Annotated in this window: 16 protein-coding genes and 1 tRNA gene; 6 read left to right on the forward strand and 11 right to left on the reverse strand. The window is 69.8% G+C overall.

Translation table 11 applies throughout. The features are described 5' to 3' along the window. Positions 1-8: 8 nt before the first annotated feature. The 5 genes from ACIO52_RS03830 to ACIO52_RS03850 all read right to left on the reverse strand — a co-directional run bounded on the left by ACIO52_RS03830 (position 9) and on the right by ACIO52_RS03850 (position 4,394). The gene (locus tag ACIO52_RS03830; RefSeq protein WP_402641439.1) at positions 9-653 is read right to left on the reverse strand and encodes a DUF2461 domain-containing protein; all 645 of its coding nucleotides are present in this window, start codon (positions 651-653) and stop codon (positions 9-11) included. A gap of 284 nt (positions 654-937) precedes the next feature. Then, positions 938-1,555, reverse strand: a complete 618-nt coding sequence (locus tag ACIO52_RS03835) for a hypothetical protein (RefSeq protein WP_402641442.1) — start codon at positions 1,553-1,555, stop codon at positions 938-940. A gap of 210 nt (positions 1,556-1,765) precedes the next feature. Continuing rightward, on the reverse strand, positions 1,766-2,746 hold the full coding sequence (locus tag ACIO52_RS03840) for a ribose-phosphate diphosphokinase (RefSeq protein ID WP_218716034.1): 981 nt from the start codon (positions 2,744-2,746) through the stop codon (positions 1,766-1,768). Continuing rightward, on the reverse strand, positions 2,743-4,233 hold the full coding sequence (gene glmU, locus ACIO52_RS03845) for a bifunctional UDP-N-acetylglucosamine diphosphorylase/glucosamine-1-phosphate N-acetyltransferase GlmU (RefSeq protein WP_402641445.1): 1,491 nt from the start codon (positions 4,231-4,233) through the stop codon (positions 2,743-2,745). Before glmU ends, ACIO52_RS03840 begins: the two co-directional genes overlap by 4 nt. Positions 4,234-4,323: 90 nt before the next feature. Further along, positions 4,324-4,394 (reverse strand) — tRNA-Gln (locus ACIO52_RS03850). Positions 4,395-4,704: 310 nt separating this feature from the next. Between ACIO52_RS03850 and ACIO52_RS03855 the strand changes: the two genes are divergently transcribed. Continuing rightward, positions 4,705-5,331, forward strand: coding sequence for a TetR/AcrR family transcriptional regulator (locus tag ACIO52_RS03855; protein ID WP_218716036.1), 627 nt, complete (start codon positions 4,705-4,707; stop codon positions 5,329-5,331). Between the two features lie 170 nt (positions 5,332-5,501). After that, the gene (locus tag ACIO52_RS03860; RefSeq protein ID WP_218716037.1) at positions 5,502-6,149 is read left to right on the forward strand and encodes a TetR/AcrR family transcriptional regulator; all 648 of its coding nucleotides are present in this window, start codon (positions 5,502-5,504) and stop codon (positions 6,147-6,149) included. A gap of 8 nt (positions 6,150-6,157) precedes the next feature. On the opposite strand, the gene ACIO52_RS03865 is transcribed toward ACIO52_RS03860, so the two are convergent. Next, positions 6,158-6,781, reverse strand: coding sequence for a TIGR03085 family metal-binding protein (locus tag ACIO52_RS03865; RefSeq protein ID WP_218716038.1), 624 nt, complete (start codon positions 6,779-6,781; stop codon positions 6,158-6,160). Between the two features lie 151 nt (positions 6,782-6,932). On the opposite strand from ACIO52_RS03865, the gene mfd reads away from it, so the two are divergent. From mfd to ACIO52_RS03885, 4 genes are all read left to right on the forward strand, one after another. Then, positions 6,933-10,544, forward strand: coding sequence for a transcription-repair coupling factor (gene mfd / locus ACIO52_RS03870; protein ID WP_218716039.1), 3,612 nt, complete (start codon positions 6,933-6,935; stop codon positions 10,542-10,544). Then, the gene (locus tag ACIO52_RS03875; protein ID WP_402641450.1) at positions 10,544-11,269 is read left to right on the forward strand and encodes a MazG family protein; all 726 of its coding nucleotides are present in this window, start codon (positions 10,544-10,546) and stop codon (positions 11,267-11,269) included. Before mfd ends, ACIO52_RS03875 begins: the two co-directional genes overlap by 1 nt. Before the next feature lie 157 nt (positions 11,270-11,426). After that, a complete protein-coding gene (locus ACIO52_RS03880; protein WP_255586644.1) occupies positions 11,427-11,900 on the forward strand; it encodes a hypothetical protein in 474 nt (157 codons plus the stop codon). 27 nt (positions 11,901-11,927) lie between these two features. After that, positions 11,928-12,503 carry a TerD family protein gene (locus ACIO52_RS03885; protein WP_316576064.1) on the forward strand — a complete coding sequence of 192 codons (576 nt, stop codon included), beginning with the start codon at positions 11,928-11,930 and terminating at the stop codon, positions 12,501-12,503. Positions 12,504-12,579: 76 nt separating this feature from the next. On the opposite strand, the gene ACIO52_RS03890 is transcribed toward ACIO52_RS03885, so the two are convergent. The 5 genes from ACIO52_RS03890 to ACIO52_RS03910 are packed head-to-tail and all read right to left on the reverse strand — an operon-like array spanning position 12,580 to position 18,568. After that, complete coding sequence (locus ACIO52_RS03890; RefSeq protein ID WP_402641453.1) at positions 12,580-13,971, reverse strand: MATE family efflux transporter; 1,392 nt, start codon at positions 13,969-13,971, stop codon at positions 12,580-12,582. Between the two features lie 37 nt (positions 13,972-14,008). Then, the gene (locus ACIO52_RS03895) at positions 14,009-15,043 is read right to left on the reverse strand and encodes a PLP-dependent cysteine synthase family protein (protein ID WP_218716043.1); all 1,035 of its coding nucleotides are present in this window, start codon (positions 15,041-15,043) and stop codon (positions 14,009-14,011) included. A 36-nt stretch (positions 15,044-15,079) separates the two neighbouring features. Then, positions 15,080-16,504, reverse strand: coding sequence for a Y4yA family PLP-dependent enzyme (locus tag ACIO52_RS03900; protein ID WP_402641457.1), 1,425 nt, complete (start codon positions 16,502-16,504; stop codon positions 15,080-15,082). After that, a complete protein-coding gene (locus tag ACIO52_RS03905; protein WP_218716045.1) occupies positions 16,495-17,505 on the reverse strand; it encodes an ornithine cyclodeaminase family protein in 1,011 nt (336 codons plus the stop codon). Before ACIO52_RS03905 ends, ACIO52_RS03900 begins: the two co-directional genes overlap by 10 nt. After that, entirely contained in the window at positions 17,477-18,568 is a 1,092-nt protein-coding gene (locus ACIO52_RS03910) for a TauD/TfdA family dioxygenase (protein ID WP_402641460.1), read from the reverse strand. The genes ACIO52_RS03905 and ACIO52_RS03910 overlap by 29 nt, the downstream gene beginning before the upstream one ends. Positions 18,569-18,877: the final 309 nt, after the last annotated feature.

The raw sequence follows: 18,877 nt of genomic DNA on the forward strand, positions 1-18,877 counted from the left end.
CCGCCGGGTCAGTGAGCGACGCCCTCGAGGACGCCGGTGAACCATTCGACCAGCGGCCGCAGCTCGGTCCACGCGCGCCGGATCTCGGCGGCAGCCGCCGGGGTGCTCAGCCAGTCGGGCGCGCCGAACTCGCGGTGCGCGGTCAGCGACTTGTGCCGCAGCAGCTCGATGCGGGGATGGTCGGCGGAGTAGCCCTTCGGTTTGGTCTTGAGGCGGTCGCCGCCGATGGTGAAGCCCGCCGCGGTGGCGTCGGCCAGGATCGACTCCAGTTCGGCGCCGCGCACGTCGTCGTCGATGGTGGCGCGGAGCGTGGCCAGGGCGGCGGGCGACATCATGTAGCAGCCGCCCGCCACGAACAGCCCCGCCGCGCCGATCTGCACGTACCAGCCGACGCCTGGCGCGGTGGCCGCGACGGCGCCCTGATGGTTCTTGTAGGGCACCTTGTCGGCGGAGAACCGGACGTCGCGATACGGCCGGAAGATCTTGGCGGGCCCGAACTCCGCCTCCAGCTCAGCGGTCAGCGCGGCCATCGGCGCGCGCACCGCCTCGTCGTAGGTCTGCTTGTGCGCGGTCCAGAAGGCCTTGGAGTTGTCGGCTTCCAGGTCCTCGTAGAAGTCGAGGGCCGCCAGCGGAAAACCAGTGAAAGCGTCCATGGTGGGAGTGCGTCTCAGTTCTGTGCGGGGATCAGGTCGGCATCGAAGAAGAACACCCGGAGGGCCACTCCGGCAAGCAGCGCGGTCAGCACATCGGGGCGACCACCGGGCTGTCTGCGGTCGGTCTCCCGCCCGTGGCGGGCGCGTCGTCGGTCTCGCGGGAGTACGACACCGGGGGCCTGCCCTACGTGTCGTCCCGGTTCGACGGCCCGGTCTCCGCGGATGTTTCCGGCTCGGCGTGAGGCGATCCTGCGGCTACCGATACCAGTATCGCCCGCCGCGGGTCAGGATCCGCCGATCGCCGCGACGAACAGCACGAACACTAGAACGGCGAGGGCGGCTACGGCGCCGTTGGCGATCGCCGCCCATTTGCCCATCTGCTCGCCCTTGGCGTGGCCGACGACGCCGAGCACGATCCCGGTCGGCGCGGTGACCAGCACGGGCAACCCGCACAGCAGCAGTCCGCCCAGGACCGAGGCGGCGACGCAGCAGAAGCTGAGGATCGACCAGATGGGCGTGCTGTCGACATAGCCGTAGCGCGGAGTCAGCGGCTGGGGCGGGCCGTAAGCGGGCCGGGCATACCCCGGATAGCCCACGGCGGGCGGATACGCCGGGCGCGGGAACATCGGGCCGGCGACCGGTGGCGGCGGAGGATACGGCGGCAGCTCCACCGGCGGCGCGGGCCGCTCGACCCCGGCCCACGGCGCCTCGGCGTGCGGCGGTGCCGGGGCGGGCGGCGGTGCCGGGGCGGGCGGAACGGCTGCCTGGTCCGGGTGCGGCGGCAACTCAGCGGGCGGCGTGCCGTCGTTCCACATCCGCTCGGTGGGCGCCGGAGCGTCCTGCACCCGCGGCACCACCCGGTCCTTACCCAGCTCGACCGGCCTTTCCGGTTCGGTACTCATGTTCCCCCTGCCACGTCCCGCATTACAGGACCCACCATGCCCGAAGAGCAGTCGGTGCGCCACGTCCGAAGACAAGGCGCACCGACTGCTCTCGCTAGCGCATGGGTAACTCACCGGGTGCGGGCGAACCCCCCACTCCGAAATTCTGGCCGCGTCCCCAGCTCACCCCGCACCTGAGTCCGGCCAGAATGTGCGGAGAGGCGGACCAGCCTAGGCGTTGCCGTTGAACAGGCCGGTGACCGAGCCGTTCTCGAAGACCTCGCGGATCGTGCGGGCCAGCAGCGGCGCGATGGACAGCACGGTCAGCGTGGGGAACTTCTTGTCCTCGCTGATCGGCAGGGTGTTGGTGATGACGACTTCCCTGGCGCCGCAGTTGGCGAGGCGCTCGGCGGCCGGATCGCTCAGCACGCCGTGGGTGGCGGCGATGATGACATCGCCCGCGCCGGCTTCCTTGAGCACCTTGACCGCGCCGGCGATGGTGCCACCGGTGTCGATCATGTCGTCGATCAGCACGCAGGTGCGGCCCTCGACGTCACCGACGACGCGGTTGGACTTCACCTGGTTGGGCACCAGCGGGTCGCGGGTCTTGTGGATGAACGCCAGCGGGGTGCCGCCGAGCGAGTCGGCCCACTTCTCGGCGACCTTCACGCGGCCCGCGTCGGGCGAGACCACGGCCAGGTTGTCGGACGGGTAGTTGGTGCGGATGTACTCCGAGAGCTGCACCAGCGCGTGCATGTGATCGACGGGGCCGTCGAAGAAGCCCTGGATCTGGTCGGTGTGCAGGTCGACGGTGATGATGCGGTCGGCGCCCGCGGTCTTGAGCAGGTCGGCGACGAGGCGGGCCGAGATCGGCTCGCGGCCGCGGTGCTTCTTGTCCTGGCGGGCGTACGGGTAGAACGGCAGCACCGCGGTGATCCGCTTGGCCGAGCCGCGCTTGAGCGCGTCGATCATGATGAGCTGTTCCATCAGCCACTGGTTCAGCGGGGCCGGGAAGCTCTGCAGCACGAAGGCGTCGGAACCGCGCACCGACTCCTCGAACCGCACGAAGATCTCGCCGTTGGCGAAGTCGCGCGCGGTCTGCGGCGTGATGTCGACGTCCAGTTCCTTGGCGACCTGCTCGGCCAGCTCAGGATGTGACCGGCCGGCGAAGAGCATCAAGTTCTTCTGGTTGTCGATCGAGAACGCGGTCACTGCTGGTTGCCATCCTTTTGCTCGATTGTCTGATCAGACGTCTCGTTTGCCGCGATGGCATCCGCCGCCGCGCGCGCCGCAGCGGTTCCTGGACGGTAACGCTGCACCCAGTTCTCAATGATGCGCTGTGGTCCACCCGACACCGCAAGTGCCCCCGGTGGAACGCTTCTACGCAGCACAGTACCCGCTCCCGTATAGGCGCCGTCACCCACGGTGACGGGAGCGATGAACATGGTGTCGCTACCGGTCCGCACATGGGAACCGACCACAGTGTGGTGTTTGTTGACGCCGTCATAGTTCACGAAAACGCTGGAAGCGCCGATGTTGCTGTACTCGCCGATGGTCGCGTCACCGACGTAGGTCAGGTGCGGCACCTTCGAGTGCGCTCCGATCGAGGCGTTCTTGGTTTCGACGAAGGCGCCGAGCTTGCCCCGCTCGCCGACGACGGTGCCCGGCCGCAGGTAGCTGAAGGGACCGATGGTCGCGCTGTCGCCGATCTCGGCGCGCTCACCATGGGAACGGACCACACTCGCGCCCGCGCCGACGACGACGTCGGTCAGCGTGGTGTCCGGCCCGATCTCGGCGTCCTCGCCGATGTGGGTCTCGCCGAAGAGCTGGGTGCCCGGCCGCAGCACGGCGTCGCGCCCGATCCGCACGCCGGCGTCGACCCAGGTCGTCGCCGGATCGATGATCGTCACGCCGGCCCGCATGTGCCGTTCGAGGATGTAGCGGTTGAGGGTGGCGCCCGCCTGCGAGAGCTGCACCCGGTCGTTGACCCCGGTGACCTTGTTCGCGTCGACCAGGCGCGCGCCGTGCACCGGGTGCCCAGCCTCGCGGGCCAGGCGCAGCACGTCGGTGAGGTAGAGCTCGTGCTGGGCGTTGGCGGTGGACAGCCGCCCGATCATGGTGCGCAGCACCGAGGCGTCGAAGGCGTAGACGCCGGAGTTGACCTCTTTGATCTTGGTCTGTTCCGGGGTGGCGTCGGCGTGCTCGACGATCTCGGCGACCTGGCCGTCGGCGTCGCGCACGATCCGGCCGTAGCCGTTGGCGTCGTCGGGGACGAAGGTCAGCACGGTGACCGCCGGGCGTTCGGCGTAGCTGCGGTGCTCGTCGAGCAGCGCGGCGAGGGTGTGCCCGTCCAGCAGCGGGACGTCGGCCGAGGTGACGAGCAGGTCGCCGTCGAAGTCCGTCGGCACCGAGTCCAGTGCGCACTGCACCGCGTGGCCGGTACCGAGCTGCTCCTCCTGTACCGCGCAGACGATCTCGCGGCCGAGCTCCTTGCCCACCTCGGCGACGGCGGCGCCGACCTTGTCGCGGTCGTGGCCGACCACGGTGATCAGGTGGGTCGGGTCGATCTCGTCGGCGGCGTGCAGCGCGTGCGAGAGCATCGACCGACCGGCCAATGGGTGCAGCACTTTCGGGGTCTTCGACCGCATTCGCGTCCCGGCACCAGCGGCGAGAACGACGACGGCGGTCTGCGGTGGCATGGATCTCCCTCGGCTGCCTGTCAGCGAGTGTGCTGTGGCGGGTTCGGTCGGTGATGGTGCGGGCCGACGATACGTCACTGTGTCCGTGTGCTCCGCCGCCAGGACTCGAACCTGAACTATCTGAACCAAAATCAGAGGTGCTGCCATTACACTACGGCGGATCGCCACACCAGTGGGCCGTGAGAGCCCACCACTGTGCTACGGCACGGCCATGATCCTCGCACAGTTCCGCCTCTCCGTAAATTTTGGCCGGACCTAGGTGCGGGGTGAGTCGTGAACGCGGCAAGCCTTGCCGAGGTGGCAGGTCGGCCCGTCCCCGGTGAGTTACCCCTGTGCTCGCGAAATCAGTTGGTCGGCGGGCGGGGTGGGGTCTGTGGACGGGTGGGGCGGTCTGAGACAGTTGGGGGGACTGTCGGGCGGTAGGAGAGGCGGGATCTGGTGAGTGATGCGGGGCGGCCCAGTAGACCGAGGATGACCGGTACGCAACGACGGCAGCAGCTGATCGAGATCGGTCGCGCGTTGTTCGCCGAGCGGGGATATGACGCGACATCGATCGAGGAGATCGCCCAGCGTGCCCAGGTGTCCAAGCCCGTGGTCTACGAGCACTTCGGTGGCAAGGAAGGGCTCTACGCGGTCGTGGTCGACCGCGAGATGTCGATGCTGCTGGACATGATCACCTCCTCGCTGACCCAGAACCGCTCGCGGGTCCGGCTCGAACAGGTGGCGCTGGCCCTGCTGGCCTACATCGAGGAGCGCACCGACGGGTTCCGGATCCTGGTGCGCGACCAGCCCGCCGTGAACGCCGACGGTCGCTACTCGAGCCTGCTCAACGAGGCGGTCAACCAGGTCGCGCATCTGCTCGCCGGTGATTTCGCGCGGCGCGATCTGGACCCGAGCCTGGCTCCGCTCTACGCGCAGGCGCTCGTCGGTATGGTCTCGACCGCGGCGACCTGGTGGCTCGACGAGCGCACGCCTTCGAAAGAAGTGGTCGCGGCCCATCTGGTCAACCTGTGCTGGAACGGATTGAGCCACTTGGAAGCCGAACCGGGGCTCAGCTCCGAATGGAATACGGGACAGGCAGGCGGATCGGCGGGGTAACCGGACGATAGCGCCCGCGGCCACAGCGAATCCAGGATTCGGCTGCCGCGTAGCCGCCTGGTGGTACGGTTCACCCATCCTTTTGGGTGCTGCCGGGCGGTAAGTCGATCAAACTTCGGGATGTCGGTCTACTTCAGGATGGCTGGATTATTGGATGACAGGCGGATCTGATGGCTAGGCAAGCGCGCGCGGAGATCACCCGCGACTCCGTCCTTGCTGGCGCTGCCGATGTCTTTCTCCGTTTGGGCTACGCCAACGCGAGCCTCAGCGAAATCATCGCGCAGTCCAATGTGACCAAGGGCGCCTTGTACTTTCACTTCGGCTCCAAGGAGGAGCTGGCCAGGGCGGTGGTCGATCAGGGCAACGAGCGCCTGGTCGGTTCGTGCCAGGGATTCTTCGATTCCCGGGTGCCCGCGCTGGAGGCGTGCATCGGCATCACCTACGTGGTGGCCGATCTGTCGATGAACGATCCGATGGTGGGGGCGATGCTCAAGCTCACCCACCAGATCGGCGACTATCGCGGCGCCCAGGGCGACAACATCGCCAAGGTCTGGAGTGAGACCTACCGGGTGCTGGCCGAGCGGGCCATCGCCCAGGGCGACCTGCACGCCGACCTCGATCCCGAGGTGGTCGGGCTGCTGCTGCACGAGCTGACGGCGGGCGTGCACATCGTCGCGGTCGGAACCGAGTCGATGGATCAGATGGCGTCCAGGATGGAACGCGCCTGGTACTTCCTGCTGCCCTCGATCGTGCCGACGGAGAAGTTGTCGTACTTCCGCGAGTTCGCCGCCCGCCGCCTGCGTCGCTACGTGCTCTAGCCGGTGGCCTAGACGCTGCGGTCGGTGCCGAGCACCGCCCGCACGTCGGCCTCGGCGCCGGTGGTCTCGATCCTGACCTCGTCGCGCCCGAACGCGTGCAGCAGCAGCTCCGACGGCTTGCCGGTGAGCACGACCTCGGTGCCCGCCGCGCGATGCGCGGTCACCCGGTCGCCGTCCGGCGTCGCGAGCACCACGGCGACCGGCGACTTGCGGTAGGCGGTGCGCGCCACCATGCGTAGCGCCGACCACAGCCGCGCCTCGTCGGAGGCCACGAATTCCCGTGGCGTCCAACCGGGTTCGGCCCGGCGGACGTCCTCGTGGTGGACGAACATCTCGGACAGGTTGGCGAACGCGTCGACCGGGCGCAGCGGCGACCACCACGGCGGCCCGGTGCGCACCAGCTCGGCCAGTTCGGCGAACGGCCGCTGCGCGATCTTGTCCTGGGTCGCGTCCAGGTAGCCGGCCAGCGGCCGGATCAGGATGCCGAGGGAGGCGTCGGGCCTGCGCTCCCGGACCACCAGGTGGGCGGCCAGGTCGTGCACCGTCCACGTACCGCACAGGGTCGGCGCCGACGGCCCCGCTTCGATCATTGTCGCCACCAGGGCGTGGCGTTCCCGCTGAGCCAGACTCACGATCTCGACGGTACGCCCGCGCGGCGGAAAACGCCTCGTCGGATGTGCCCCCGGACCGCACCGGCGCCGGTCAGGAGGCGTGCGCCGACGGTGTCGGGGCCGGTGATTAGACTCGACGCGGAACATCCCGTCTGCGTATTCAGGAGCGTTCATGTCCTCCCTTCGTCCTCCGCTCGCCGGTCTGGCCGAGGCGGCTGGGGGTGACGCCGCGCTGCGGACGGTTGCCGACCTGGTCGGCAAGTCCGGGGTGGAACTGGTCGCCCCGTCGGCCGTGCGGCCGTTCGTCGCCGCGACGATCGCGGCCCAGCAGCCGCTGGTGGTGGTCACCGCCACCGGGCGCGAGGCCGACGACCTCACCGTCGAGCTGGCCGAGATGCTCGGGCCCTCGGTGGCCATGTTCCCGTCCTGGGAGACGCTGCCGCACGAGCGGCTCTCGCCCGGCCCCGACACCGTCGGCCGCAGGCTCGAGGTGCTGCGCAGGCTGGCCCACCCCGAGGACCCGGTGTATCCGGAGCCGCTGCGCGTCGTCGTGACCACCGTGCGCTCGCTGATGCAGCCGATGACGGCGGGCCTGGGCGACATCGAACCGATCGTGCTGCGCACCGGCGCCGACTACGACTTCGACGAATTGCTCACCCGCCTGGTCGAATTCGCCTACACCCGGGTCGACATGGTCGGCAAGCGCGGCGAGTTCGCGGTGCGCGGCGGCATCCTCGACCTGTTCCCGCCGACCGCCGATCATCCGGTGCGCGTGGAGTTCTGGGGCGACGAGATCACCGAGCTGCGCCCGTTCTCGGTCGCCGACCAGCGCTCGCTGGGCGAGCACACCGTCGACACCGTGGTCGCGCCGCCGTGCCGGGAGCTGCTGCTCACCGCGCCGGTGCGGGAACGCGCCGCCGCCGTGGCGGTCGACAACGCCGCCGACGCCGCCCTGGTCGAAATGCTCGACAAGATCGCCGAGGGTATCCCGGTCGACGGCATGGAGGCGCTGCTGCCGGTCCTCGCGCCCGGCAAGCTGAGCCTGCTCACCGAGGCCCTGCCCGCGGGCACCCACCTGCTGCTGTGCGATCCGGAGAAGATCCGCACCCGCGCCGCCGATCTCGTACGCACCGGCGAGGAATTCCTCGAAGCCTCCTGGACCGCCGCCTCGTTCGGCAGCGACGCGCCGTTGGGCGCGCACGGTCTGGATCTGGCCGCCTCCGGCTACCGCAGCCTGCCGGAATTGCACACCAGCGCCGACGAACTCGGGCTGCCGTGGTGGTCGCTGAGCCCGCTCAGCTCCGGTGATCCGGTCGAGGTGAACCTGCCCGTGCTGGCCGGTCCGACCGCACGCGGGTCCGAGGAACTGGTCGCCACCATCTTCGCCTCGCTGCGCGCGCACGTCGCCACCGGCGGTCGTGCCGTCGTCGTGGTCACCGGACACGGGACGGCGCAACGCATTCTGGAACGCCTCGCCGACGCCGAGGTGCCCGCGACCGCGCTGGCGGCGGGCGCGGTGCCGGACGCGGGCGTGGTCGGGGTGCTGTGCGGCTCGCTGCACGACGGCCTGATATTCGACGACGCGGGCCTGGTCGTCGTCGCCGAGTCCGACCTCACCGGCAACCGGGTCACCGCGCCCACCGAGGGCAAGCGGCTGCCCGCCAAGCGCCGCAACCAGGTCGACCCGCTGGCGCTGTCGGCCGGCGACATGGTGGTGCACGACCAGCACGGCATCGGCCGCTTCGTCGAGATGATCGAGCGCACCATCGGCGGGGCCCGGCGCGAGTACCTGGTCATCGAGTACGCGCCCAGCAAGCGCGGCCAGCCCGGCGACCGGCTGTTCGTGCCGATGGAGTCGCTCGATCAGCTCTCCCGCTACGTCGGCGGCGAACTGCCCAGCCTGTCCAAGCTCGGCGGGTCGGACTGGGCGAACACGAAACGCAAGGCGCGCAAGGCCGTTCGCGAGATCGCGGGCGAGCTGGTGCAGCTCTACGCGGCGCGGCAGGCCGCGCCCGGGCACGCCTTCGCCCCGGACACGCCGTGGCAGCAGGAGATGGAGGACGCGTTCGCGTTCACCGAGACCGTCGATCAGATGACCGCCATCACCGACGTCAAGGCCGACATGGAGAAGGCGGTCCCGATGGACCGCGTGGTGTGTGGTGACGTCGGCTACGGCAAGACCGAGATCGCCGTGCGCGCCGCGTTCAAGGCGGTCCAGGACGGCAAGCAGGTCGTCGTGCTGGTGCCGACGACGCTGCTGGCCCAGCAGCACCTGCAGACCTTCACCGAACGGGTCGCCGGGTTCCCGGTGAAGGTGAAGGGCCTGTCGCGCTTCACCGACGCCGCCGAGTCCAAGGAGATCCTGGCCGGGATGGCCGACGGTGAGGTCGACATCGTGGTCGGCACCCACCGGCTGCTGCAGACCGGCGTGCGCTGGAAGGACCTGGGTCTGGTCATCGTCGACGAGGAACAGCGCTTCGGTGTCGAGCACAAGGAGCACATCAAGGCGCTGCGCACCCACGTCGACGTGCTCACCATGTCGGCCACCCCGATCCCGCGCACCCTGGAGATGAGCCTGGCGGGCATCCGCGAGATGTCGACCATCCTGACCCCGCCGGAGGAACGGCACCCGGTGCTCACCTACGTCGGCGCCTACAACGACAAGCAGGTCACCGCCGCCATCCGTCGCGAGCTGATGCGCGACGGCCAGGTCTTCTACGTGCACAACCGGGTCTCCTCGATCGACAAGGCGGCCAAGAAGATTCGCGAGCTGGTGCCCGAGGCCAGGGTCGTCGTCGCGCACGGGCAGATGAACGAGGACCAGCTCGAGCGCACCGTGCAGGGCTTCTGGGAGCGCGAATACGACGTGCTGGTCTGCACCACGATCATCGAGACCGGCCTCGACATCTCCAACGCCAACACCCTGATCGTGGAACGCGCCGACTCCCTGGGCCTGTCGCAGCTGCACCAGCTGCGTGGCCGCGTCGGGCGCTCCCGCGAGCGCGGCTACGCCTACTTCCTGTACCCGCCGGAGAAGCCCCTGACCGAGACCGCCTACGACCGGCTCGCCACCATCGCGCAGAACTCGGATCTGGGCGCGGGCATGGCCGTGGCCATGAAGGACCTCGAGATCCGCGGCGCGGGCAACGTGCTCGGCGCCGAGCAGTCCGGTCACGTCGCCGGCGTCGGCTTCGACCTGTACGTGCGGCTGGTCGGCGAGGCCGTGGAGGCCTATCGCGCGGCCGCCGACGGCAAGCCGATCGTCACCGAGGAGACCAAGGAGGTGCGCATCGACCTGCCGGTGGACGCGCACATCCCGCCCGACTACGTCGCCAGCGACCGGCTGCGGCTCGAGGCCTACCGCAAGCTCGCCGCCGCCCAGGACGACGCGGCGCTGGCCGCGGTGGTGGAGGAACTCGTCGACCGGTACGGCCCGCTGCCGGTGGAGGTCGGCAGGCTCGTCTCGGTCGCCAAGCTGCGGCTGCTGGCCCGCGCCTACGACGTGTCCGAGATCGTGGTCACCGGAACAACACTCAAGATCGCGCCGCTGACGCTGCCCGATTCCAAACAGCTCCGGCTCAAGCGGCTCTACCCGAGCGCCACCTACCGCGCGGCCAGCGGCCTGGTGCAGCTGCCGCTGCCCCGGATCACCGACAGCGTCGGCGCCGACCGGGTGCGCGATGTGGCCGTGCTGCAGTTCGTCGCCGATCTGCTGCTCGCGCTGGACGGCAAACCCCAAGGCATGGTGGATCTCTCGGTGCCGACCGAAGCGACTCCGGTCTGATGGGCGGCGAGGTCCGCGCGCAGGAGGCGGCCGACGCCGCGGTGGTCGCGGCCGGCCTGGCAGGCGCGGTCGAGGTGATGGACCGGCTGTGGCATTTCGGCGGCTGGGAGACCACCCAGACCCACGACTCGCTGCGCCCGTACCTGCTCGAGGAGACCTACGAGCTGCTCGACGCGATCCAGACGGGCGACTACGAGACGATCAAGGAGGAACTCGGCGACCTGCTGCTGCAGGTGCTGTTCCACTCCCGGATCGCCGAGGCCGCGGGCGAATTCACCGTCGACGAGGTGGCGGCGACGCTGGTGGGCAAGCTCGTGCACCGCAGCCCGCACCTGATCGATGCCGACCTGCCCGCGGGCACCTCGGTCGCCGACAAGATCGCCGCGCAGGAAAAGGCCTGGGAGGAACGCAAATCCGCGGAGAAGTCGCGGCGTTCCTGCCTCGACGGGATCGCGATGGCCCAGCCCGCGCTGGCCCTGGCCGAGAAGGTGCGCTCGCGCAGCGCCAGAGCGGGCCTGCCCGACGATCTGGTGCCGCGCGCGCTGCGGGTGGTCGAGCTCGGCGGGCCCGATTCCGCCGAGGAGCGGCTGCGCAAGGCCACCATCGATTTCGCCGCCGCGATCCGGGCCGCCGAGGACGCGGCCGAAGCCGCGCGGGGCGAGCGGGCCGCGCTGACGGCGGCGCAGTGGCGCGCGTTCTGGCCGCACGAGTTATCGGTCAGCTAATCGGATCGTTCGCGCAGGTGGCGGCTGAGACGTTGCTGAGATCTGCCGGACAATCCGGCGCGAGCCAGCGAGCAAGGGGCACACCGATTTAGACTCGGGGGTGGCTCGCCGTCCGCGGTGGGCGCAGCGGTGTCCGACGATCGTCGAGGTGAGGTAGATGGCAACAGAAGTCGATCCGGCAGGGCAGGACTACATGACCGATCACCCCGAGCTCGACGTGTTGCCGGTATGGCCGCAGGAGACGATCGCCGTGCTGGTCACGACCGATCCGGCGCCGCACGCGATTCCCGTCTCGTGGCCGGTGCGCGCGGGCGACCGCCGGATCCTGATCAGCCTGAAGTCCGATCGCGGTTCGCTGGCCCGGTTGCGGGCGCGGCCGGAGGTGGCCCTGCTGATCCTGGGCGGCGGCAATGTCGCGCTGTGCGCGCGCGGGCGGGCGAAGGTGATCGCCGAGCAGATGCCCTCGGCCGAGGACTACACCGCCGTGCAACTCGACGTCGAGGTGATCGACGACCATCGCCAGTCGGCTTTCGCGGTGGATCGGGGCATCCAGCGCACCGTGCTCGACGAGACCGAACTGCGCGCGCTGGAAGGCCGGGTCGAGACGTTGCGGACCTGGGCCGAGGACTGACACACATCATCAGATAGAAGGGTTTCCATGAGCGTCACACTCGCCAAGGGCGGCAATGTCTCGCTGTCGAAGCAGACCGACAACCTCACCAAGGTCGCGGTTGGTCTGGGCTGGGACGTGCGCACCACGACCGGCGCCGACCACGATCTCGACGCCAGCGCGCTGGCGACCGGCGCCAACCTGAAGGTGCTTTCCGACCAGCACTTCGTCTTCTACAACAACCTGCGCTCGCCGGAAGGCACCATCGAGCACACCGGTGACAATTTGACCGGCGCCGGCGACGGCGACGACGAGGTGATCAACGTCGACCTGGCGGCCACGCCGCCGACGATCACCAACATCTTCTTCCCGGTCTCGATCCACGACGCCCAGGCCCGCGGCCAGTCCTTCGGCCAGATCCGCAACGCCTACATTCGCGTCACCGACGCGATCACCGGTGTCGAACTGGCCCGCTACGACCTCTCCGAAGACGCCTCCACCGAGACCGCCATGGTCTTCGGCGAGCTCTACCGCCACAACAACGAGTGGAAATTCCGCGCCATCGGCCAGGGCTACGCCTCCGGCCTGGCCGGCATCGCCAGAGACTACGGCGTGAATATTTGAGCGCTGGCGCGCTCGAGGTCGCGGCCCCTCCTGTCCCGTCGCCCTGCCTCTCCTCGAGGTCGGGGCGGGGGGCTCGTCAATGCGATTGTCTGGCAGGCACACGCACGGTTTGCGCCGTACTCGCCTGAGCGAGCAGGGCGAAGTACTTGCGCAGCATCAGCACGGCTGTGGTGGCCAGGCCGGCCGTGAGGCCCCACCAGACGCCTGCCGCGCCCAGGTGGAGCGGGAAGGCGAACAGGAGGGCGGCAGGGAGGCCGACGCCCCAGTAGCCGATCAGCGACAGCCGGAAGCCCGCCGAGGTTTCCTTCAGGCCGCGCAGCAGGCCGGTGCCGATGTTCTGGGCGGCGTCGAAGAATTGCAGGACGATGCCGATGAGCAGCAGGGTGTGGGCGATCGCGATGGTGTCGGTGTCGCCGGAGTCCAGGAACGGGGCCAGCACCAGGTTCGGGGCGACCACGTAGACCGCGCCGGTGACGGCGGCGACTACGCCCGCGTGGCGCAGCGCCAGCCAGGCCAGTGCCCTGGCGTGGCTGTACTCGTCGCGCGCAACGGCATGGCTGACCAGGATCGACGCGCCGTGGGAGATGCCGATCGCGACCTGGAACACGATGTAGATGATCTGGTAGACCACATTGTGCGCGGCCAGCGCGGCGGGCCCGAAACTGCCCATGACCAGGGCCAGCACGGAGAACATCCCCGCCTCGGACCCGTAGGTCAGCGCGATCGGGGTGCCCAGGCGTAGTTCCTCGCGCACGATCGACCAGCGCACCGGCCACGGGGTGCGCGGCAGTGTCGGGCCGAGGCGATGGTCGCGAGCGACCATGGCCCAGAACACGCCGAAGGTGATCAGGAAGACCAGCGAGGTCGCGATGCCGACGCCGGTCAGGCCCGACGCGGGGACGCCGGCCCAGCCGTGGATGAAGGTCAGCGCGAGCACCAGGTTCAGCGCCACCGAGCCGAGGGTCACCAGCAGCAGCGCCTGCGGGCGCTGCATGCCGACGGTGTACTGCCGCAAGACCTGGAACCACAGGCAGGGCAGCAGTCCGGGGGCGAGCGCGATCATCATCGGCCGGGCCAGGGCGAGCACGCCCTCGTCCTGCCCGAGCCAGGGCAGTATCCACCCCAGCCCGATCAGCAGGGCGCCGCCGAGCAGACCGGCGATGGTGGCGATGACGAACGCGGCGCGCACCACCCCGCGGATCTCGTCGTCGGCGGAGTCGCCGCGTTTGCCCGCGGCGCCGAGCGCACCCGCGATCTGATTACCGGTGCCGGTGATCAACCCGACGCACATCGTGCGGATCTGGTTGAACAGCACCAGCGCCAGGCCGCCCGCGGCGACTTCGCGCACGCCGAGGGTGCCCATCAACGCCAAGTTGGTGGTCGAGACCGCGATCTGCGCCAGCTGGGTGAGCGCGATCGGCGTCGCCAGCCTCGCCAGCGCGCTGCTGTCGGTGGGCCGCGTACTCACCCACCCACTCCGCGGTTCGTTCCGCGCGCGTTCGCGCTCACCTGACCTCCATCAGTTCGTCGTGTCGCCGCAGCGGCGAGTAGCGGCGCAGCAGGGTGGTGACCTCGCATTCGGCGGCGGGGTCGAGCAGATCGCGCGCGGCCATCCAATCGTCGTCGAACACGGTATCGAGATACTTCTCGCCACCGTCACACACGATGGTCACCACGGTCGACCCAGCCGGGAATTCCGCGAGCCGCGCCAAGGCATTGTGCACCGAACCGCCCGCGGAACCGCCGATCAGCAGACCGTGTGTCCTGGCGACAGCGCGCGCGGTGGCGAAGGCGTCGGTATCGCTGACCTTCACGCCTTCGTCGAGCTGGGCGTAGTCCACGGCGGTGCCGATGGTCGCGCCGGGCGGGGTGCCCGTGCCCGACTGCCAGTACGGCCCGCCCTCGCCACCGAAGGCGATGGAGCCGACCGGTTCCACGCCGATCACCCGGGCGGGCTTGCCGAGTTCGCGCAACCGGGTGGCGGTGCCGAACAGTGAGCCGCCGGTGCCGACCGCGGAGAGCAGGATGTCGACCCGCTCGACCTCGGCCAGCAATTCCTCGGCCACCGCGTAGTAGCCGACCGCGTTGGCGTCGTTGTTGTGCTGTTCGGTGAAGTAGGCGTCGTCGCGGGCGGCCGCCATCGCCTCGGCGAGATCCTCCCGGGCCGAGGTGGCCAGCTCGTCGTCACCGTCGTCGGCGACGAACACCAGGTCGGTGCCCATGGCCCGCATCGCGCGCAACTTGTCCTTACAGGCGTGGTTGTCGACCACGGCGGTGAATCGATAGCCACGTTCGGCCGCGACCACCGCCAAGCCGAGTCCGGTGTTCCCGGACGTCGACTCGATGATATGCCCGCCATCGCGCAGCAAACCTCGCCGCTCCGCGTCGAGCACCATCGAGCGGGCCATTCTGATCTTGGCGGCGCCGGTCGGGTTGAACTGCTCGAGCTTGAGCAGCAGCCGGGTTCCGGAGTCGGTGACGGCGAGTTCGAACAGCGGAGTGCGGCCGATCAGATCCGTCACGCGCGTGACGAGAGCCATGGGGTGTTCCTCCATCGGATTGGGAGCTCGGGTGGATCAGCGGGCGTCCATACTCCAGCGCAGCCGGTCGCCGCGAGCGCGCAGCACGACCTTCGGCGGGAGCGGGAGTTCGTGGAACGGGGACTCGTTGGAGTCCATCTGGTACCCGGCGGTGTTCGGGTAGACGAGCAGATCGCCGACGCGGGCGCGGCGAGGCAGCGGGATGCGCCGCCTGCTCAGCAGGTCGGACTCCAGACAGGTGGTGGCGCCGACACAGGTGGGCGTGCGGTCGCCGGGGTGGGCGGGCCACAGCACGGGATCGGGCAGGTATTCGCTGGCGAACCACTGCTCGGACAGGCTCAGGCTGGTGCCGTCGACGGTGAGGATGTCGTACGGATCGCCGTGCGCGGTACGCCTTTTCACGCCCTGCACCCGGAAGACCGAACTGCCCGCCCGGTCCAGCAGCGCGCGGCCGGGTTCGACCGCGAGCCGGATGCCGTTGTCGCGCACCAGCCCGGCCAGATCGTGGTGGGCCAGGACTGCGGTGAGCATGTCCGCGCCGGGGACCGGGAAGTGGTACGGGTAGTAGCCACCGGCGGGCGGGTCGGCGTGGAACCAGCTCTCGCTCAGGGTGTCCCGGAACTCCGCCCAGGTTTCGGCGGCCAGATAGTCGACCCCGAAGCCGCCGCCGATCGAGATCGTGTCGGCCGGATGCCCGTGCGCCCTGGCCCGCAGGCAGTGTCCGACCAGGGTGATCGCTTGCTCGGCCCGGGCCGTCGCGTCGTAGCCGGACAGGTGGAAGCTGAAGCCGGACAAGGTGATCCGGCCGTCGACCACCTGCATGGCCTGTTCCAGCTCGGCCGGGTCGAGTCCGAAGCGACTCGTCGAGCCCTCGGGCAGCGCCCGCAGCAGGATGCGGGCGGGCAGCGCGAGGGCGCGCAGCCGGTCGAGTTCGTCGAGCGCGTCGACGGCGATCAGCGCCCGGTGCCGCGCCGCCAGCCACAGCAGCTCGTCGGACTTCGCGGGCCCGGTCACCATCAGGTCCTCGCCGCGCACGCCCTGCGCCAGGGCCGCGACCAGCTCGCCGGTGCTGGCGACATCGATGCCGGCCCCGTTCTCGGCGCAGGCCCGGGCCACGCACGCGGCCTTGTTCGCCTTCTTCCCGAAGTACACGAATCCGTCGACCCCGGCGCGGGTGAACGCGGTGTGGAAAGCGGTGATATTCAGCGCGACCCGGTCGGGGTACAGCACGTGGAACGGTCCGCCGACGGCGTCGGCGAGGTCACCGAGCAGCTGCGGATCGTCGATCAGCCGCTGTTCCAGCGCGTCGATCGGCGCGGGCATCGGTGGCGCGCAGTGACTCGGCCGGTCGGCGGTCGTGCCGGGACGGGCGGTGGCCGGTGCGTCCACCCGACGCGGGACGGCGACGTCGACGGCAGAACCGCCGACGCCGCCACCGGACGCTGTGTCCGTCAGTCCCACAACGGCACCTCGACACCCCGTCCCTCGGCGATGGCACGGGCCGCCAGCGCGTGCGCGACCGCGATATCGGTGAGCACCAGCCCGCTGTTGTAGACGAAGATCTTCTCGTCCTCGCTGCGCCGCGCGGGCGCGCTGCGGGTGAGGATCTGCGGCAGTTCGGCGTCGACGCTGCGCAGGGTGCCGTCCGGTCCGACCATGTCGGTGCCGGTCAGTGCCATCTGCGCGGCGCTGGTCGCGACCACCCGATCGGCGTCGACCAGCGTGGAGGGCGCGAGCCCGTAGCCGACCAGCACCGCCACCGAACCCGGTGCCAGATGGGCGGATTCGAGCGCCACCTCGGTGCCGGGTCCGGCCGTCGCCAGCACCACATCGGCGTTGGCCGCGGCCGCGTACGGATCGTCGACGACCTCGAGCAGCGCGTGCGGCACCGCGTCGGCGAGGTGCGCGTGCACCGCCGCCAGCCCCTCGGGGTGGGTGCCGAACACCATCAGCTTGCGCAGCTGCGGATTCACCGCCAGCAGATGCGGCAGGGCGTTGCGGCCCTGGGTGCCGGTGCCGATGAGCAGCGCGCTCTCCGCGCCGCGCCGCACGGTCTCGCGCACCAGCAACGCCGAGACCGCGGGCGTGCGTAACGCGCCGACCCGAGCGCAGTCCATCATCGCGATGGGTGCGCCGGTGGTGTCGTCGTAGAGCGTGATGGTGGTGTAGTACCGCTTGGTGCTGCGGTCGTGGCCGGGATCGAACTTGTAGGAGGTCTTCATGGCCACCACCCGGCGCCTGCCGTCGCGACCCAGCATCGCGTAGGACACCGAGGAGCCGCCGGGATCGGCGACGCTCAGCTTGCGCGGGTTGTCGGATTCGCCTGCCGCGAAGGCGAGATACGCCTCCTCCACGGCCCGGACCACCTCGGCGGGGGTGATCGGCACGTCGGCCAGGTCGCTGCGGGAGAGCACCCGCAGCGGGATGCTCCGGTCACGGTTGTTCAACGGATCCTCGTTCATCTGTGCTGCCCCGCTCTGCCGTCCGATCGGTGCTCGCCCGGAACGGCGCGACCAACCTTTGCCCATACCCATTCTCGGACGACTCCTGCGCGCGCCTGCGACGTTCGGGCAACCGGATGTTGACGCGCTTGAGCCAGCGATCGGTGCCGTCGTAGCGCGCGCGGAACGGGACCCGCCCGTGCACGGCGACGTCGTTGTCCACCAGCAGGATCTCCCCGGGTGCCAGCGCGGGCGCGTGGCAGACCCTGGCGAGCTCGGCGGTGAGCCGGGCATAGGCCGCCCGGAACGTCGGGTCGGCGTCGTCGAGCGGGGTGTAGGCCGGATCGTAACGCAGTGTGGCACTGCCGGATTCGTCGAACCACACGGTCGGCAGCGCCGGGGCGGGTTGATCGAAGCCGGTGCCGTAGGACACGTCGGGCAGGATCGGCACCGTCGGCGCGGCCAGGGTCCGCAGGTCGTCCTCGGCCAGGCGGACCTGACCGACCGACGACACCGTGGTGGCCACCCGGTCGGGGTTGCGCAGGCAGGTCAGCATCAGCAGATTGGCGCGGGCGGCGTGGAAGGCGTCCTCGGTGTGCGGGCTGAGCAGGGTGGAGCTACTCGCGCCCGACTGCTCGTCCTCGTGGCCGACGGCGGGCAGGATGTTGTTGACCAGTCTGCCGTTCTGCTGGCCCGCCCACCCGAACGGCTCGCCCGCGCACCGCGCCAGCAGCAGCATGGCGATGTCGAGGTCCAGCGAGCCGGTGTGTCCGGGATCGGCGGCGGCGGTGGCCGCGGCCTGCCAGTGCGGCGGCGTCGGGCCGAATTCGGCGTCGTCGACGGGCAGCCCGCGCACCACGGTGGCGCCCGCGGCGGTGGCGGGTGGCCGCACGGCGTGGCGCACGGCGGCGGGGAGTTCGCCGACCCGCTCCTCGATCTGGGCCAGCAGCACCGGGTCGTGCAGGGTGTCGGTGTGGGGTTCGTCACCTAATCGGTGGCGGATGTCGGTGGCGAGCGCACGGACGGCCGAGGCGGCGTCGGGGGGTAGCTCGCGATGTTCGATGTCGTGCAGGTGAAGCGTCATACGTTCGGACAGAACGCTTTTCACCGGCCATCCCTTCTTCGCATCGGTCGAACGCGGGTGAACTTCAGACTCGATGTGCGAAGGTAGTGCCTGTGCTTTGATTAGGCAAGACTTACCTAATGTGTTGTCCGAGAAATAGCTGATTCATATAACGCAGAGTTCTACCGGAACGGACGAAACGGAGATCATCCGGGGTCCCGGGACGGGCTGCGGTTCGATGACGGTCGCCGGGAAGCTCCCCAGCCGGCGATTGTTTTAGGCTAGCCTCGCCTAGTTTGCGGCGCCAGGAGAAGTGGTGCGGCGCACGCG

It is taken from the genome of Nocardia sp. NPDC087230 (assembly GCF_044744725.1).
Lineage (GTDB): Bacteria > Actinomycetota > Actinomycetes > Mycobacteriales > Mycobacteriaceae > Nocardia > Nocardia canadensis.